Origin of the sequence: Pseudonocardia sp. HH130629-09, from assembly GCF_001294645.1 — a bacterium.
Classification (GTDB): Bacteria; Actinomycetota; Actinomycetes; order Mycobacteriales; family Pseudonocardiaceae; genus Pseudonocardia.
This window is the reverse complement of sequence record NZ_CP011868.1, coordinates 2,760,387-2,776,688: the sequence shown is the minus strand read 5'-3', so window position 1 is coordinate 2,776,688 and position 16,302 is coordinate 2,760,387. Positions and strand designations below refer to the sequence as shown.

The window sequence follows — 16,302 nt, the reverse complement described above, 5'->3', positions numbered from 1 at the left end:
CCCGTCCACGATCCACCGCCCACCGCATCAGAACGAGCGCTGGGCGGACCGACGAGTAGGCTTCGCAACCGTCCCGCCCCCTACCCGAGCGGGTACTGACGTGGCGTCCGACCCGGGCGCCGTCCGAACGGTTCGGAGGACGATCGCGTGGCGCGAGACGACCCGCCGCCCCACCCGTCCGGCCCGACGGGGGCCTCGGCCGGGGACGCCGTGCTGGCCGCGATCGCGCACCGGCTGCGGGCCCGTTCGGAGCGTCAGCAGCTGCTGACCGAGCGGCTGCGTGCCGGCGAGCTGCGCCCGGGTGCGCTGGCCGACCTCGCCGAGCTGGCCGCGGCCGCCCGCCGCGGCGCCCGCGACGGCGACCACATCCTCGTCCTCGCCGGCGCCCCCCGCGGTCCCCGGCTCGCCGCCCCGCCGACCCCGCTCGGGCAGGCGCTCAACACCGTCGTCTCGGCGAGCGAGGCGGCCTCGCGCACGATCGTCCCGCCGACGCCGAGCGTCTCGGTCGACGCGGCCGCCGAGCCCGTGCTGGGCCAGATCCTGGCGGAGCTGCTCGCCCACGCCGCGAGCGTCACGCCGGCGGGGGAGCGCATCGAGCTGCTGACCCGGTGGGGTCCCGAGGGCGGGATCGTCGTCGAGCTGCAGGGGACCCAGCCGCCGCGGCACCGCACCCCGGTCGAGGAGCTGGACCGGGCGCTGGGCTCGGCGACGCCCGGCGGCCCGGTCGCCCCGCAGGAGATCGGCCTGCACGTGGCCGCTCGGCTGGCCCGAGCCATCGGCGCCCGGCTCGGCGTCCGTGGCCCCGCCGGGAACTCCGCGGTCGCCCCGATCGCCGTGCTGCACCTGCCGTCGTCGGTCATCGGCGGTGGCCGCTCCGAGGCGGCCGCGCCCGCCGGCCCCACCGCCGAGCCACAGCAGGACGAGCAGGCCGGCACCGGGACGACGGCATCGCTGCGTCGCCCGGCGCCGGACGGTGCCCCCGCCGCGGCCGGCACCCCGGCCCCCGCTGCGGCGGCGGACGTGCCCTGGCCGCCGCGGGACGCCCCGACGGCGGAGCCCGAGCGGAGCTGGCCGCCGGTCGCGCCCGAGCGGGACGAGCCGGCGGCATGCGCCGGGCTGCCCCGCCGTGCGCCCCGTCCGGCCGGCGGCATCGCGGCCGCGGCCCCCTTCGCCGGCTCCGGCCCGAACGGCTCCGGCCCGAACGGCGTCGGTCCGAACGGATTCGGCTCGACCGGGCCTGGTCCGGCCGGCTCCGGCCCCGGTGGGCCCGGACCAGGGCCCCGTCCGCCGTACGGCCCGCCGTCGCCGGGCACGGGGCCGTCGCGCAACGGGGGCCCGCTGCCGCCCGCGCCGCAGGAGGCCCTGGCCACCGAGGCACTGCCCGTCACCGGCGCCCCGGGGACGACCCCGCCGGTGGAGCTGTTCGGACCGTTCGACTCGGAGGTTCCGGTGCCCGTGGACGACGCGGATGACACGCCGATCTTCGCGGCGGTCGCCTCGGCCTGGTTCCGTGAGCCGGGATCGACCGAGACGACGGCGCTCCCGGTCACCGGGAACGACTGGCGCACCGCGGGTGACGCCGAGTTCGACGCCGCCCGCATCCGGGCCGACCGGGTCGTCGACCTGCCGACCACGGCGCAGGGTCTGCCGCAGCGGCTGCCCGGGCAGGCGATGGTGCCGCCGTCGTGGCGGGACACCCCGAACGGCGTCGCGCCGGCCGGGTCCCGCGAGCGCCAGCCCGACCGCGTGCGCAACCGGCTGTCCAGCTACCAGCGGGGGCTGCGCGAGGGCCGCCACCGCGCAGCGGAGGACCACGGCCCGCACGGACCGGTCGACGGCGCGGTCAACGGCGCCGCCAACGGGGTGCCGGTCCCCGGCGGCCACCACAACGGCCACCACCTCGACGACGGCGGCGACCGCAGCGTCGGCTGATCACCACTCGTGCGGCGTCCCGGCGGCCCAACCGTCCGGGTCGTCCCACGCCTGCAGGGTGCGGCCGCTCACGAAGCGCCGCCGCACCCCGGTCAGCGGGTCGTCGAACTCCAGCGCGCGGGAGAGGAGCTGGAGCGGGCGGGTGAAGTCCTCGGGCGCCCGCCGGCGCAGCTCGGGATAGACGTCGTCGCCGAGGATCGGCACGCCCAGCCCGTTCAGGTGCACCCGCAGCTGGTGGGTCCGCCCGGTGCGCGGGGTCAGCCGGTAGCGGGCCAGGTCCCCGCGCCGACCGTCGAGCTCGATGCGGGTCTCGGCGTTCGGCTCGCCCTCCTCGGTGACGGCGGCGAACACCCCAGGGCGTTTCACGATCCGCGACACCTCGGTGCGCGGCAGCTCCAGGTCCGGGTCGAACCGGGCGAGGGCCTCGTAGGTCTTGGTGACGCGGCCGCGGGCGAACAACGTCTGGTAGGCGCCGCGCAGCTCGGGCCGCACCACCAGTAGCAGCACCCCCGCGGTGGCGCGGTCGAGCCGGTGCGCCGGGCTGAGCGCGGGCAGCCCGAGCTCGTGACGCAGCCGCACCAGCACGGTCTGGCGGACGTGGCTGCCGCGTGGGATCGTCGCGAGCAGGTGCGGCTTGTCGACGACGACCACGTCGTCGTCGGCGTGCAGCACCGGCAGGCCGAACGGCACCGGCACCTCGTCGGGCTCGTCGCGGTAGAGCCACAGCGTCGTCGAGGGCGTGTACGGCGTGACCGGGGTGACCGGACCGGCCGCGGTCACGATCTCCCCGGCGGCCAGGCGCGCGTCGATCCGGTCCGCGACGTGCGGGAACCGGTCGACGAGGTGGTCGCGCATCGTCGCCCACCCCTGGGTCGCCGGGGTCCGGACGCGGGCCGGCGCGAGGCCGTCGACCGTCGGGAGCGGGGACGCCCCCCGGGAGGTGCGGCGCCGGCGGGATCTCACGGGGCAGCAGCCTACGATGGCCCCTCGTGAGCTGGACGTCCTACGGTGCCTACCTGTTGATCGTCGTCGGGCTGGTGCTGATGCCCGGCCCGGACACCTTCGTGATGCTGCGCGCCTCGCTGGTCGGCGGGCGCGCGGGCGGGCTGTCGACGCTGGCCGGGGTGTTCACCGGCAACGTCCTGCAGGGCTGCGCCGCGGCGTTCGGGCTCGGCGTGCTCGTCGCCGGCTCGCACACCGCGTTCACCGTGATCCGCTGGGCCGGCGTGGTCTACCTCTGTGTGCTCGGCGTGCAGGCGCTGCGGGCCGCCCGCCGCGGGGACTACCCCGCCGTCGACGACGGCGGTCCGCGGGTGCCGGTGCGGCGGTCGTTCCTGGTCGGTTTCGGCTCGAACATCACCAACCCGAAGGTGCTGGTCATGTACCTGTCGGTGCTGCCGCAGTTCCTCGTCCCCGGCGTGACGACCATCGCCGACGCGCTGCTGCTGGCGCTGTCGGTGGCGGTGCTCGGCGGCGTCTACGGGGTCGGCCTGGTCCTCGCCGTGCACCGGGCGCGGGGCTTCTTCACCCGGCGACGCGTGCGGCGCGCCGGTGACGTCGTCGCCGGCGGCGCGTTGATCGGGTTCGGCGGGGCGCTGGCCGTGACCTGACCGCCAGGCTTGCTCGCATGGTGGGACTGTGTTCATGATGTGGGTACGACATCGTCGTCGACGCCCAGGGGGACCATCGTGTCGGACACCGTCATCGTGGTGAACACGGCTGTCGCCGTGCTCGCCGTCGTCGTGCTGATCGTGAGGTTCCGGCTCAACCCGGTGATCTCGCTCGTGATCGGCGCCGTCTACCTGGGGCTGACCGCCGGCCTGGGGGTGACGGGGACGGTCGACGCGGTCACCGGCGGGTTCGGCGACATCCTGGCCGACGTCGGGCTGCTCATCGCCTTCGGCGTCCTGACCGGGTCGATGCTGCACCACGCGGGCGCCATCGAACGGCTGGTCTCGGCGCTGCTGACGGCCTGCGGCCCGCGCGGGATGCCCTACGCCACCGCCGTCACCGTCTCCACCGCACTCCAGTCGATCTTCGTCGACGTGCTGCTGGTCATCTCCGCGCCGCTGGCCCGCCGGATCGCCCCGCGCATCGGGGACCGGGGACTGCCGCGGATGGCGACCGCGCTCGCGATCGGCCTGGAGTGCGGGATCGTGTTCATGGTCCCCGGGGTCGGCGCGGTCGCGCTCGCCGGTGTGCTCGGGGTGCCGCTGGGCCAGATGCTGATCCTGGGCCTGGTCGTCGTCGTGCCGACGGTGCTCATCGCCACCGCGATCATGTCCGCGCTGCTGCGTCGCGGCTGGTGGGACCCGGCGCGCGACGAGCAGGAGCCGGTCGCAGCGGGCGTACCCGGCGGACCGGGGGCCGGCGCCCCGCACGCCGCCGCGACCGACGCCGCCGCGACCGTCCCCTCCCCGGCCGACGCCGCCCCACCCGGTGACAGTCCCAGCGGGGACCTCCCGCCGTCGGGCGGAGCTGTTCCGGGCCCCGGGGCCGGGCAGGGGGCCCCGGGCGCTGGTGCCGGCGGCGCCGGTCGGGCGGACGGGGCGGCCGCCGACACCGCGGTGTCCGGCACCGCGCGTCGCGAGCTCCCGCTGGCCCTGCTGTTCGGGCCGCTGCTGGTGGGCCTGCTGCTCATCGCCGCGGGCGCCGTCCTCGACGCCGCCGGGGTGACCCACCCGGTGCTCGCGTTCCTGGGTGAGCCGGTGATCGCGCTGCTGCTGGCACTGATCGGGACCACCGCCGTCGTCGGGGTCGCCCACGGGCGCGACATGGTGGAGTCCGCCGTGACCGACGGGTTCCGCGAGAGCGGGCAGATCCTGATCCTCACGGGGGTCGGCGGCTCGCTCGCCACCACGATCGGCGACGCCGGGCTGGGCGAGATCCTCGGCCGCTTCTTCTCCGCGAGCACCGCCGCCCCGCTGCTGATGGTGTGGCTGATCGCCGCCGTGCTGCACGTCGCGATCGGGTCGGTCACGATCTCGGCGATCACCGCGGCCGGCGTGCTCGCCCCGGTCGCCCCGGTGATCGGCCTGGCCCCCGTGTTGATCGCGCTGGCGGCCGGAGCCGGGGCGCTGTTCGCGGTGCACGTCACGTCGAACACGTTCTGGCTGCTGCAGTCGCTGCTCGGGCAGTCCGTGCGGGGGACGCTCAAGACCTGCTCGGTCGGGGTCTCGATCGCCTCGGTCGTGGCGATCATCGTGATCCTGCCGCTGTCGCTCGTCGTCTAGGGAGAGTCGTGTCGCAACTTCCGCTGTCCGGGGTCCGGGTGCTCGAGCTCGGCAACTACATCGCCGCCCCCACCGCCGGACGCCTGCTCGCCGACTTCGGCGCCGAGGTGATCAAGGTCGAGCGCCCCGGGACGGGCGACGAGATCCGCAACTGGCGGCTCTACGCCGGGGACACCTCGATGCTGTACCGGACGCTGAACCGCAACAAGCGCTCGGTCACCCTCGACATGCGCTCGGCCGCGGGGAAGCAGGCGGTACTGGACCTGGCCACCCGCTCCGACGTGGTGCTGGAGAACTTCCGGCCCGGCACGCTGGAGCGCTGGGGACTGGGCCCGGCCGAGCTCGACGCCGTCAACCCCGACGTCGTGCTCGTGCGGATCTCCGCGTTCGGGCAGACCGGACCGCTGTCGTCGCGGCCGGGGTTCGCCGCCGTCGCCGAGGCGATGGGCGGGCTGCGCGCGCTGGTCGGGGAGGCCGACCGGCCGCCGTCGCGGACGGGGGTGTCGATCGGGGACTCGATCGCCGGGCTCTACGGTGCGTTCTCCGCGATGATGGGCCTCTACCAGCGCGAGAGCCGCGCCGACCGGCCCGGCCTGGACCGGCGCTGCATGGACGTCGCGCTCAACGAGGCCGTGTTCTCGATGATGGAGTCGCTCGTCCCCGACCACCTCGCCTACGGCGTCGAGCGGCGTCGGGTCGGCGGGCGGATGGAGGGCATCGCCCCGTCCAACGCCTACGTCTGCGCCTGCGGCGGCAGCGTCGTCGTCGCCGGCAACGGCGACTCCATCTTCGGCCGGCTCATGACCGTCATCGGCCGCGCCGACCTCGGGGCGGACCCGGAGCTGGCCACCAACGCCGGCCGCTGGGCGCGCCGCGACGAGCTCGACGGCGCTATCGAGGCCTGGACCCGCTCGCTGCCCCGCGACGAGGTCCTCGCGAAGCTGGAGGAGACGGGCGTCCCGGCAGGGCCGATCCACTCCGCCGCCGACATCGTCGCCGACGAGCAGTTCCGCGCCCGCGACATGGTCCAGTACTTCGACGTCGACACCGGCGGCGACGAGCCCGCCCGCGTCGGGTTCCCCGGCATCGTGCCGGTGCTGGGCGACCGCTCGGTGCCGGTCCGCTCGGTCGGGCCGGACCTGGGTGCCGACACGCACGACGTGCTCGGGGGTCTGCTCGGGTACACCCCGGACAGGATCCGGGCCGCATCGGGGGAGGACGCATGAGCACCGACGGGATCGTCCTGCGGGACGTCACGCTGCGCGACGGACTGCAGCTCACCGGCAAGCCGCTGCCCACCGACCGCAAGGTCGAGCTGGTCCGTGCGCTGCTCGGGGCGGGCGTGCCGGAGCTGGAGATCGGGTCGCTGGCTCGCGGTGACCTGGTGCCGCCGCTGGCCGACACCCTCGACGTCGTCGCCGCGCTCACGCCGGAGGAGCTGGAGCGCTGCTGGGTGTGGGTGGCGACGCCGCGGCACGTGCAGAAGGCGGTGGCGGCCGGCGCGCGCAACGTCCAGTACTGCTTCTCCGTGTCCGACGCGCACAACAACGCCAACGTCGGCCGTGACACCGCCGTCTCCCTCGACGCGATGCCGCAGGCCGTCGAGTACGCGCGCGCCGCGGGCGGACGCATCCAGCTGTGCCTGGCGACGGCGTTCACCTGCCCGTTCGACGGGCCCGTCGACCCGGACCGGGTGCTCGGGATCGTCGCCGACCCGCGCACTGCGGGCTCCTGCGACGTCGTCGTCTGCGACACGCTCGGACAGGCGAACCCGGCCGAGGTCGGGTCGCTGGTCGGGCGCGTCGCGGCGGTCGCCGACGGCCGCCGCGTCGCCTTCCACGGCCACGACACCTGGGGCCAGGGCGTCGCGAACGCGCTCGCCGCTGTGCAGAACGGCGCGACCGTCCTCGACGGTGCGCTGGGCGGCCTCGGTGGCTGCCCGTTCGCGCCCGGGGCCAGCGGCAACACCGCCAGCGAGGACCTGCTGTTCGCGCTGCGCCCGGACTGGCTGACCCCCGCCGTGCTGGCCGGGCTCGTGACGTGGTCGGAGGACCTGCTCGCCGAGCTGGGGGAGCCGATGCGCTCGGCGACCGCGCGCGGCGTCCGCTCGAACGCCCTGGCGTTCCCGTGGACGGCGGGGCCCCGCGGCTGAGCCCCCGGCGCGCGCCGGGTCAGCCCGGCGGGCGCCCCCCGAGGGTCCGGGTGAGCCGCTCCGCGGCGCCGACGAGCAGGTCCACGCACTTCTCGCACTCCGAGCGGCCGAACCGGATGGTCGGTCCGCTGATCGTGAGCGCTGCCGCGACCTCGCCTGCGTGGTCGAAGACGGGGGCGGAGAGCCCGGAGCCGCCGTCGTCGCGCTCGGCGACGGTGATCGCGAACCCGTCGCGACGGGTGTCGGCGAGCAGCTCGCGCAGCCGCTGCGAGCTGGTCACCGTGTGGTCGGTGAGGGGCTCCAGGGGACCGGCGAGCACCTGCTCGGCCAGCTCGGGGGCCCAGGCCAGCAGCACCCGCCCGGCCGAGCCGGTGTGCAGCGGCACGATCCGCCCGACGTGCATCTCCCGGCGCAGCGCGTGCCGAGTCTCGGCGACGGCGACGCACACCCGGTGCCCGCCCTCGTCCCGGAACAGTGCCGCCGTCTCCCCGGTGGTGTCGCGCAGCTCGCGCAGCAGCGGCCCGGCGAGCTCGAGCAGGTCGACCCCGCGGGCCGCGGCTCCGGCCCAGTAGGCCATCCGGATCCCGATCCGGACCCGGTCCCCGACCCGGTCCAGCAGCCCCTCGGCGACCATGTTGGACACCAGGCGCTGCACCGTCGAGGTCGGGATGCCGGTCGCCTGCTGGATCTCGCCCAGCCCGAGCACCGGGCGCTGCAGCGTGAACGCGTCCAGGATGTCGGTGATCTTGCCGAGGACCAGGAGCCGCTTCGGGCCCTCGGTGGTCATTCGACCCGGTCCAGGAACGCCCCCGCCGCCTCGCGGTAGCGCTCCCACGCCGCCGGAGCGGGCTCGGCCTCGTAGCGCGCCGGTTCCGCACCGGCGCTCCACGACGGCGGGGTCGCCCCGCCGCGCAGCGCCCACGCGGCCTGCCGGGCGGCGCCGTCGGCCACGTACTCGCCGGGCTCGGGCACCCGGACCGGCACCTCGAACACCTGCGCGGCGATCCGGCAGACCGCCTCGGAGCGGGCCGCCCCGCCGACCAGCGTCACCCCGGACACGGTGACGCCCTGCTCGCGCAGCGCCTCCAGCCCGACCCGCTGCGCGGACAGCATGCCCTCGACCGCGGCCCGGGCCAGGTTCTCCCGGGTCCCCGACGCCAGCGTCCAGCCGTGCAGCGCGCCGGTCGCGTCGGGCAGGTTCGGGGTCCGCTCGCCCTCCAGGTAGGGCACCACGACCAGCCCGCCCGCGCCCGGCTCGGCGGCGAGCGCGAGGCGGCCCAGCTCGTCGTGGTCCACCCCGAGGAGCCGCCGGGTCGCGTCCAGCACCCGGGAGGCGTTGAGCGTGCACACCAGCGGGAGGTAGGCGCCGGTGGCATCGGAGAACCCGGCCACGATCCCGGACGGGTCCTGGGCGCGGCGCTCCGAGCGGGCGAACACCGTGCCGGAGGTGCCCAGCGAGACGACGACGTCCCCGCCGGCGTCGACCCCCAGTCCGGCGGCCGCGTTGTCGCCCGCCCCGGCGGCGACCCGGATCCCGCCCGGCCCGTCGACGGACTCGGCCGGGCCGAGCAGCCGCGGCAGCGTCGGTGTCGACCCGAAGAACCGTTCGAGCAGCTCGGGGCGGTAGTCGACGCCGTCGAACCAGCCGGTGCCCGAGGCGTCGGACCGGTCGGTGACCAGCTCGTCGAGCCCAGCGCCGCCGGGGACGCCGCCCCCGCGGAGCCGCCAGGTCAGCCAGTCGTGGGGCAGGCACACCGCCGCGGTCCGGGCGGCGTTCTCGGGCTCGTGGCCGGCGAGCCAGCGCAGCTTGGCCAGGGTGATCGAGGCGACCGGGACGACGCCGGTCGTCTCCGCCCACTGCTGCGCGCCGAACTCCTCGACGAGCTCGCGGGCGGCCGCCGCCGAGCGGGTGTCGTTCCACAGCAGCGCGTCGCGCACGACCTCGCCGCGCTCGTCGAGGCAGACCATGCCGTGCTGCTGGCCCGCGACCGACACCGCGGCGACGCCGTCGAGGCCACCCGCGTCGTCGATCGCGGCCTGCAGCGCCTCCCACCAGAGCCGGGGCGCGATCTCCGTGCCGTCCGGGTGCGCGGCGCGTCCGGACCGGACGAGCTCGCCGGTGTCGGCGTCGCGGACGACGACCTTGCAGGACTGGGTGGACGAGTCCACCCCGAGCACCAGTGCCATGGGCCCCAGCCTGCCATCGTCGGCGCGGCGCGGCGGGAGACAGGCGGGCGGATCGGTGCCAGGGTGGTCCCATGAGCGACGAGCAATGGTTCTACTGCCTCAAGCACGGCACCGTGGAGACCGCCGACGGCTGCCGGTCCGCCGACCGGCTCGGCCCGTACCCGGACCGGGCCACCGCGGCCCGCGCGCTGGAGATCGCCAGGGAGCGCACCGAGTCCGAGGACCGCAAGGACCGGGAGTGGAACGCCGGGAACTCCGGGGCGTCCTGACATGAGCGGCACGACGGAGGGCGGCCGGGTCGTCGTCGTCACCGGCGGGAGCCGGGGGATCGGACGGGCGGCCTGCGAGGCGTACGCGGCCCGCGGGGACACGGTCGTCGTCGCCAGCCGACGGGCCGAGGCGTGCACCGCACTGGCCGCGGAGCTGACCGCGCGGCACGGTGTGCCGGCGCTCGGCGTCGGCTGCCACGTGGGCCGCTGGGCGGACTGCGACGACCTGGTGGACCGGGTGCTCGCCGAGTACGGCCGGGTCGACGTGCTGGTGAACAACGCCGGCATGTCCCCGCTCTACGGGTCGCTCACCGAGGTCACCGAGGAGCTGTTCGACAAGGTCCTCGCGGTGAACCTGCGCGGCGCCTACCGGCTCGGAGCCCGCTGCGGGGAGCTCATGGCCGCGGCGGGCGGCGGCGCGATCGTGAACGTCTCCTCGGTCGCGGCGGTGATGCCCGGCCCCGGGGAGCTGCCCTACGCGCTGGCCAAGGCTGGGCTCAACGCGCTGACCGTCGGGTTGGCCCGCGCGTACGCGCCGTCGGTGCGGGTCAACACGGTGATGCCCGGTCCGGTCCGGACCGACATCGCCGAGCACTGGACCGAGGAGTTCCGTGCCCACGTCGCCGGCACCGTGCCCGCCGGACGGGTCGGGGAGGCGGCCGAGGTCGTCGGCGCGATTCTGTACCTGACCGGCCCGGACGCCGGGTACACCACCGGCGCCACGATCAAGGTCGACGGCGGAATGGCGTGGTCGACGTGAGCCCTGCGGACCCGTCGGGTGTGGTCGACCGGACCGCGCTCGCGGCGTGGCTGCGCGGACAGGGGTTCGGCGACTGGTCCGGCGAGCTGGAACCGGTCGGCGGCGGCACCCAGAACGTGGTGCTGCGCACCGTGGTCGACGGCAGACCGCTGGTCCTGCGCTCGTCGCCGGTGCACCCGCGGCCGGGGTCGGCCCGCACCATCGCCCGCGAGATCACCGTGCTCGGCGCGCTGCGCGGCACCGACGTGCCGCACCCGGAGCTCGTCGCCGCCTGCACCGACACCGACGTGCTCGGCAGGCCGTTCTACCTGATGACCGACGTGGACGGCGTCAACCCCGGCGAGCGGGTCTCGCCCGAGCAGGCCGCGGCCCCGGCGCTGCGGCACGGCGCGGTGCTCGACGTGGCCCGGGCCGCGGCCAGGCTCGGCCGCCTCGACCCGGCCGCGGTCGGGCTGGACGGGCTGCGCCGCCCCGGTCCGTTCCTGGAGCGGCAGGTGCCGCGCTGGACCGCGCAGCTCGCGTCCTACTCCGAGGTGCCCGGCTACGACCCCGGCGACCTGCCCGACGTGGCCGTCGCCGCGGACTGGCTGACCCGGCACCGGCCGCCCGAGCCGGAACCGGGCGTCGCACACGGGGACCTGCACCTGAACAACGTGCTGCTGGACCGCACCCGGCCGCGGGTGGCCGCACTCGTCGACTGGGAGATGTGCACCGTCGGCGACCCGCTGCTCGACCTCGGCTGGCTGCTGGTCACCTGGCCGGTCGACCCGGTCGGTTTCGGCGCGGGGAACGAGCTCGCCGGGCACGGCGGTCTCCCCACCCGGGCCGAGCTCGTCGCCGCCTACACCGATGCGGGTGGCCGCGACACCACCGACATCACCTGGTACGCGGGGCTGGCCGCGTTCAAGCTGGGCGTCGTGCTGGAGGGCACCTGGGCACGGGTCGCCGCGGGCGAGGCGGACCGCGCGGTGGGGGAGCGGCTGCACGCCGCGGCCGTCGCGCTGCTGGAGCTGGCCGTGCGGATCGCCCACGACGAGTGGGCCCTCAGCGCGGGGTGAGACGCACCGGGATCCCGCCCACCGGCACCGGCAGCGATGTGTTGTCCCAGCGCAACCGGTAGGACGGCTCGACGGTCCACCGGTACCGGCGCAGCATCTCGTGCAGGATGGCGGTGACCTCGAGGGTCCCGAAGTGCAGCCCGATGCACTTGTGCACGCCGCCGCCGAACGGGATCCACGCGTCGCGGTCGGAGCGGTCCTCGCGCCGGCCGGACCCGAACCGCTCGGGGTCGAAGCGCTCCGGGTCGGTCCAGCAGGAGCGGTCGTAGTGGTTCACCGCCTGCGCGACGACGACCCGCGTCCCGGCCGGGACGTGGTGCCCGGCCACCGCGGTGTCCGTCACCGCCGTCCGCATGACCACCGGGACCGGTGCGTCGAGCCGCAGCGCCTCCCGGATCACCAGGTCCAGCGACGTCAGCTCGCGCAGCTCGGCCACGGTCGGGACGCGGTCCCCGATCCGCTCGGCGAGCGCGTCGGACTCGGCGCGGCAGCGTTCCTGCCAGACCGGGTTGCGGGCGAGGTGGTGCGCCGCCGAGGCCGTGGTGGTGGTGGAGGTGTCGTGGGCGGCCATCATCAGGAAGATCATGTGGTTGACGACGTCGTCGTCGGAGAACACCTCGCCGTCGTCGGTGCGGGCGTGGCACAGCGCCGAGAACAGGTCGGTGCCCTCACCCGCGCGCTTGGCCGCCAGGTTCTCCCGGAACCAGTTCTCCAGCACGACCCGTCCGCGCAGCCCGCGCCGCCAGCGGGTCCCGGGCAGGTCCTTGCGGACGAAGGAGTTCGCCGCCCGGACGCAGTCGACGAACGCCCGGTTCACCGCCTCGGCAGTGTGCATGCTCGTTCCGCCTGCGCTGCTCTCGGCGGCTCCGGAGCCGGCGTCCATGAACACCGCCTGCGCCACGTCCAGGGTGAGCCGCTTGAGCGCCGGGTAGAGCCGCAGCCGCTCCGGCCAGGTCGGCAGTACCTCGCGCACGACGGGGGTGGTCGCGGCGACGTAGCGGGAGATCCGGTCCGCGGTGAACGCCTCCTGCATGATCCGCCGGTGCGCGCGGTGCTCGTCGAAGTCCAGCAGCATCAGGCCGCGGTGGAAGAACGCGTCGACCGTCGCGCGCCACCCCTCCTGGGAGAACGCCTTGTCCCGGTTGGTGAGCACCTCCCGGGTCGCGGCTGGGCCGGTCACGACGATCGCCCGGCCGTTGGGGGTGCGCATCCACCAGACCGGGCCGAGCGCCTCGGAGCGGGCCCGGGTGAACCGGTGCCCGAACCGGACGTAGGCCAGAGCGTGGCCGAGGACGGGCAGCCCGTCGTCGCCGGGCACCTCGCGCAGCCCCTCGGGCGCCGGGCCGAACGCCGCGGGGCGCCGGCCCCGCACCGCGCCGGTCAGCAGCGACCGGTCGACCGCCTCGGGTGCGGGCAGGGTGAGGACGGACGACCAGCGCTCACGCGCCTGCTGCACCAGCTTCACGGGCTTGCTCCTCGGACGTCGACGGCGGTGTCCCGGCCGAAGTTAGACACTTCTGACAGAACTGTCCAGGCAATGGACGGGTCGTGCCATGATGTTGGCCATGAGCGAGCGGCGGACGATGGCCCGGCGGGCCCGCGACGAGCTGCGCGGCGAGGTGCTCGACGTCGCCGAACGCCTCGCGGTCGCGGGGGAACGCCCGTCGATGCCCGAGCTCGCCCGCCGGGTCGGGGTCAGCCGGCAGACCCTCTACAGCGAGTTCGGCGACCGCGACGGGCTCGCCGCCGCCCTGGTGCTGCGGGCCACCGACCGGTTCCTCGACCGGATCGAGGCCGCCCTCGACGGCGAGACCGACCTGCACGCGGCCTGGGTCGCCGCCGTCGGCGCCGCGCTCACCGAGGGTGCCGAGAACCCGCTGCTCAAGGCCCTGCTCAGCGGCGACGCGGCGGTCCCGTCTGCGTTCGGCACCGACTCCGGCCCGATCATCGCGGCCGCGGCCGAGCGGTCCGCCGGATACCTGCGCCGGGTCCGGCCCGGGGCCCGCGAGCGCGACGTGCGGCTCGCCGCGGAGACCGCCGCCCGGCTCACGGTCAGCCACCTGGTGCTCCCCGCGGGCCCGGCGTCGCGCTCGGCGGAGGACATCGCGACGGTGGTGGTGCGGACGCTCGGCGCCGACGGGGTGTGAGCTCGTGGGAGGTCGTCCCACCCCGGACCGGTGGGCCCGGCTGACGGCGGACGTCCCCGATCGTGGAGCCGCGCTGCCGGGGAACCGGTGTCGCTGCCGGGGAACCGGTGCCGTTGTCGGGGAAGAGCTGCCGAGCGCCGTCGGCGCCCGGGCCCCGAGCCGGCCCGGCGGGTCCGACCCGGTCACGGCGTGGCAGGCGGGCCGCCGGCCTCCCCGGCGGCGTGCCGGACCAGACGGATCAGACGGCCGGCGGCGACGGACGGGGTCCGGTCGCGTGCGGTGATGAGGGAGACGACGAACTCGGGATGCGGTGAGAGGTCGACGAGCCGACGGCGGACCGGCTCGGGCGCCGAGGACGGCGCGATCAGCGCCAGCCCGAGCCCCGCGCGGACCAGTTCGGCGACGGTGGCGACGTCTCCCACCTCGATGACCACCTCGCGCGCGACACCGTGGGTGGCGAGGACCCGGTCGACGCTCTCCCGGCTGCCCCAGCCGGGAGGGACGTCGATGAACGACTCGCCGCGGAGCTCGGTGAGGGACACACGCTCACGACCGGAGAGCCGGTGCCCGGGCGGGCAGGCGAGCCGGATCGGTTCCCGGAACAGCTCGTGCGCCTCGATCGCCGGTGGGCACGCCGTGGGATCGACCGCGGCGAGGGCGAGGTCGAGGCGGTGCTCGAGCACACCACGCACGAGCCCGGCGGTCCCGTCGGGTGCGGTGCCGGGGCGGATCGTCACCCGGGGCCACTGCTGGTGGAACCGCTGGAGCAGCGCCGCCAGGTCGACACCGGGCAGGGCGTGCATGATCCCGACGGTGACAGTGCCGCGGATCCCCCCGGTCACCTCCTCGACGGCGTCGCGGGCGGAGGCGGCCGCGGCCAGTGTGGTGCGGGCGGGCGCGACCAGGGCCGCGCCCGCGTCGGTGAGCGCGACCCGGCGGGTGGTCCGCTCGAACAGCGCCGCACCCAGGTCACGTTCGAGCGCCCGGACCGCGACCGAGACCGCCGACTGCACGAGGTGCACGGACTCGGCGGCGGCGGTGAAGCTCCCGGTGTCGGCGACCGCAAGGAAGATCTCGAGCTGGCGCAGCTCCACGGCGCTCCCCGATCCATGAATCCGATGAATAGGTCTCAGGAGAACCTATCGTTGGACGTGATCGGTGTCCGCAGGTGACAGTCGTCGTCGTGGACGACAGCACCTTCTCGACGCGGACCGTCAACCTGGTCCGCACCGGCCCCCGCGGCGGCACCCCGGTGGTTCTCCTGCACTCGGCCGGGCTGGACCTGACCTACTGGGATCGTCAGATCGCGGCCCTGGCGCTCGACCGGGACGTCGTCGCGGTCGACCTGCCCGGCCACGGGCGGACCACCGGCGACCCCGGCGACTGGCAGCTCGATCGCGCGGTCGGGTTCGTGCGCCGAGTGCTGGCGAGTCTGGAGGCCGACCGGGTCCACCTGGTCGGGCTGTCACTGGGCGGGATGCTCGCCCAGACCACCGCCGTCGCGGACCCGGGCATCACGGCCTCGCTGACGTTGATCGACACGGCGGCCTCGTTCTCCGACGCCGGCCGCGTGGCGATGCGGGCCCGGGCCGCGCAGGCGCGGACGGAGGGCATGGTGGCGGTGCTGGAGGGACTGTTCGGGCACTGGTTCACCGCCGACACCCGCGCCCGGCGCCCGGACCTGGTCGAGCGCGCCACCCGCACGCTGCTCGCCCAGGACCCGCAGGTGCACGCCGCGATGTGGGAGATGATCGCCGGCTTCGAGCTCGCGGCCGACCTCCCCCGGATCGGGTGCCGGACGATGGTCGTGGTCGGGGAGCACGACTCCAGCTCGCCGGTCTCCGCGGCCCGGCAGCTGCGCGACACCATCCCGGATGCCCGGCTGCGCGTGGTGCCCGCCGCCGCCCACCTCGCACCGTTGGAGAAGCCCGCCACCGTCACCCGCCACCTGGTCGGGTTCCTCGACCAGGTCGCCTGAGGAACCCGGGATGGCCCGCATCCCGCTGCCCGAGCCCGCCGACATGGACCCCCGTCACCGCGCCCAGTACGAACGGTTCCCCTCGAACCTCACCCGGACCCTGACCGTGATGGACTCCCGGCTGTCCGAAGCCCTGCCGGAGACGGCCAACGCGCTGCGCGCCTCGGCGCTGGCGCCCTCCTGGCGCGAAGGAGTCATCCTGCGCGTCGCCGCTCTTACCGGCAGTGCCTACGAACGGTGGCAGCACCTGGACCAGGCGCGTCAGCACTGGTCGGACGAGCAGATCGCCGTCATCGAGACCACCGCGGGGGCCGACCGGTCGGTGCTGCCCACCGGGTTCGCCCGCCTGCTCGACCTGGTCGACCTGCTCGTCCCCGGCCTCCCGGTCCCCGACGACGTCCTCGCCGCCGTACGCCGGACCCTCGACGACCGCGACCTGGTCACCGTCATCGTCCTGGTCGGGCACTACCTCACCGTCGCCCGGCTCACCACCGTCCTCGGCGTCGACCTGGACCCTGCCCTGGACACCTGGACCCACGAACACTGACCCTCAGCCCGGCCCGACGGCCCGCGGCAGGTCCGCACG

Annotated in this window: 16 protein-coding genes; 11 read left to right on the top strand and 5 right to left on the bottom strand. The window is 75.6% G+C overall.

Going from position 1 to position 16,302, the window contains the following annotated elements; genetic code table 11:
* Positions 1–147: 147 nt before the first annotated feature.
* Positions 148–1,932, top strand: a complete 1,785-nt coding sequence (locus XF36_RS12695) for a hypothetical protein (RefSeq protein ID WP_060712147.1) — start codon at positions 148–150, stop codon at positions 1,930–1,932.
* Here XF36_RS12695 and XF36_RS12690 read toward each other — a convergent pair whose 3' ends face one another.
* A complete protein-coding gene (locus XF36_RS12690; protein ID WP_060712146.1) occupies positions 1,933–2,895 on the bottom strand; it encodes a pseudouridine synthase in 963 nt (320 codons plus the stop codon). It lies immediately after the preceding gene.
* Positions 2,896–2,921: 26 nt separating this feature from the next.
* On the opposite strand from XF36_RS12690, the gene XF36_RS12685 reads away from it, so the two are divergent.
* From XF36_RS12685 to XF36_RS12670, 4 genes are all read left to right on the top strand, one after another.
* On the top strand, positions 2,922–3,542 hold the full coding sequence (locus tag XF36_RS12685; protein WP_060712145.1) for a LysE family translocator: 621 nt from the start codon (positions 2,922–2,924) through the stop codon (positions 3,540–3,542).
* 99 nt (positions 3,543–3,641) lie between these two features.
* Positions 3,642–5,165: a GntP family permease gene (locus tag XF36_RS12680; RefSeq protein WP_238589244.1), complete on the top strand. Its 1,524-nt coding sequence runs from the start codon at positions 3,642–3,644 to the stop codon at positions 5,163–5,165.
* A gap of 8 nt (positions 5,166–5,173) precedes the next feature.
* The gene (locus tag XF36_RS12675; RefSeq protein WP_060712143.1) at positions 5,174–6,391 is read left to right on the top strand and encodes a CaiB/BaiF CoA transferase family protein; all 1,218 of its coding nucleotides are present in this window, start codon (positions 5,174–5,176) and stop codon (positions 6,389–6,391) included.
* On the top strand, positions 6,388–7,317 hold the full coding sequence (locus XF36_RS12670; protein WP_170917051.1) for a hydroxymethylglutaryl-CoA lyase: 930 nt from the start codon (positions 6,388–6,390) through the stop codon (positions 7,315–7,317). The genes XF36_RS12675 and XF36_RS12670 overlap by 4 nt, the downstream gene beginning before the upstream one ends.
* Positions 7,318–7,336: 19 nt before the next feature.
* Here the strand turns inward: XF36_RS12670 and XF36_RS12665 are convergent, their stop codons facing one another.
* Complete coding sequence (locus XF36_RS12665; protein WP_060712142.1) at positions 7,337–8,104, bottom strand: IclR family transcriptional regulator; 768 nt, start codon at positions 8,102–8,104, stop codon at positions 7,337–7,339.
* On the bottom strand, positions 8,101–9,504 hold the full coding sequence (xylB, locus tag XF36_RS12660; RefSeq protein WP_060712141.1) for a xylulokinase: 1,404 nt from the start codon (positions 9,502–9,504) through the stop codon (positions 8,101–8,103). The genes XF36_RS12665 and xylB overlap by 4 nt, the downstream gene beginning before the upstream one ends.
* Before the next feature lie 71 nt (positions 9,505–9,575).
* Between xylB and XF36_RS12655 the strand changes: the two genes are divergently transcribed.
* Genes XF36_RS12655 through XF36_RS12645 form a run of 3 tightly spaced genes read left to right on the top strand, consistent with a single transcriptional unit; the run spans position 9,576 to position 11,591 of the window.
* A complete protein-coding gene (locus XF36_RS12655; RefSeq protein ID WP_060712140.1) occupies positions 9,576–9,773 on the top strand; it encodes a hypothetical protein in 198 nt (65 codons plus the stop codon).
* 1 nt (position 9,774) lies between these two features.
* The gene (locus XF36_RS12650) at positions 9,775–10,533 is read left to right on the top strand and encodes an SDR family NAD(P)-dependent oxidoreductase (protein WP_060712139.1); all 759 of its coding nucleotides are present in this window, start codon (positions 9,775–9,777) and stop codon (positions 10,531–10,533) included.
* Entirely contained in the window at positions 10,530–11,591 is a 1,062-nt protein-coding gene (locus tag XF36_RS12645) for a phosphotransferase family protein (protein WP_238589243.1), read from the top strand. Before XF36_RS12650 ends, XF36_RS12645 begins: the two co-directional genes overlap by 4 nt.
* Here XF36_RS12645 and XF36_RS12640 read toward each other — a convergent pair.
* Entirely contained in the window at positions 11,578–13,056 is a 1,479-nt protein-coding gene (locus XF36_RS12640) for a cytochrome P450 (protein ID WP_060712137.1), read from the bottom strand. The two genes, XF36_RS12645 and XF36_RS12640, sit on opposite strands and share 14 nt — an antisense overlap.
* A 100-nt stretch (positions 13,057–13,156) precedes the next feature.
* On the opposite strand from XF36_RS12640, the gene XF36_RS12635 reads away from it, so the two are divergent.
* Positions 13,157–13,738, top strand: coding sequence for a TetR family transcriptional regulator (locus XF36_RS12635; RefSeq protein WP_060712136.1), 582 nt, complete (start codon positions 13,157–13,159; stop codon positions 13,736–13,738).
* Between the two features lie 182 nt (positions 13,739–13,920).
* Here XF36_RS12635 and XF36_RS12630 read toward each other — a convergent pair whose 3' ends face one another.
* On the bottom strand, positions 13,921–14,832 hold the full coding sequence (locus XF36_RS12630; protein WP_060712135.1) for a LysR family transcriptional regulator: 912 nt from the start codon (positions 14,830–14,832) through the stop codon (positions 13,921–13,923).
* A gap of 89 nt (positions 14,833–14,921) precedes the next feature.
* Between XF36_RS12630 and XF36_RS12625 the strand changes: the two genes are divergently transcribed.
* Positions 14,922–15,716 carry an alpha/beta fold hydrolase gene (locus XF36_RS12625; protein ID WP_168169506.1) on the top strand — a complete coding sequence of 265 codons (795 nt, stop codon included), beginning with the start codon at positions 14,922–14,924 and terminating at the stop codon, positions 15,714–15,716.
* Between the two features lie 10 nt (positions 15,717–15,726).
* Entirely contained in the window at positions 15,727–16,263 is a 537-nt protein-coding gene (locus XF36_RS12620; protein WP_060712133.1) for a carboxymuconolactone decarboxylase family protein, read from the top strand.
* Positions 16,264–16,302: the final 39 nt, after the last annotated feature.

What these genes read in the sequence shown, in the direction of transcription:
- XF36_RS12670 (WP_170917051.1), top strand. Translation starts at nt 6,388, where the DNA reads ATGAGCACCGACGGGATCGTCCTGCGGGACGTCACGCTGCGCGACGGA.
- XF36_RS12665 (WP_060712142.1), bottom strand. Translation starts at nt 8,104, where the DNA reads ATGACCACCGAGGGCCCGAAGCGGCTCCTGGTCCTCGGCAAGATCACC.
- xylB (WP_060712141.1), bottom strand. Translation starts at nt 9,504, where the DNA reads ATGGCACTGGTGCTCGGGGTGGACTCGTCCACCCAGTCCTGCAAGGTC.
- XF36_RS12655 (WP_060712140.1), top strand. Translation starts at nt 9,576, where the DNA reads ATGAGCGACGAGCAATGGTTCTACTGCCTCAAGCACGGCACCGTGGAG.
- XF36_RS12650 (WP_060712139.1), top strand. Translation starts at nt 9,775, where the DNA reads ATGAGCGGCACGACGGAGGGCGGCCGGGTCGTCGTCGTCACCGGCGGG.
- XF36_RS12635 (WP_060712136.1), top strand. Translation starts at nt 13,157, where the DNA reads ATGAGCGAGCGGCGGACGATGGCCCGGCGGGCCCGCGACGAGCTGCGC.
- XF36_RS12620 (WP_060712133.1), top strand. Translation starts at nt 15,727, where the DNA reads ATGGCCCGCATCCCGCTGCCCGAGCCCGCCGACATGGACCCCCGTCAC.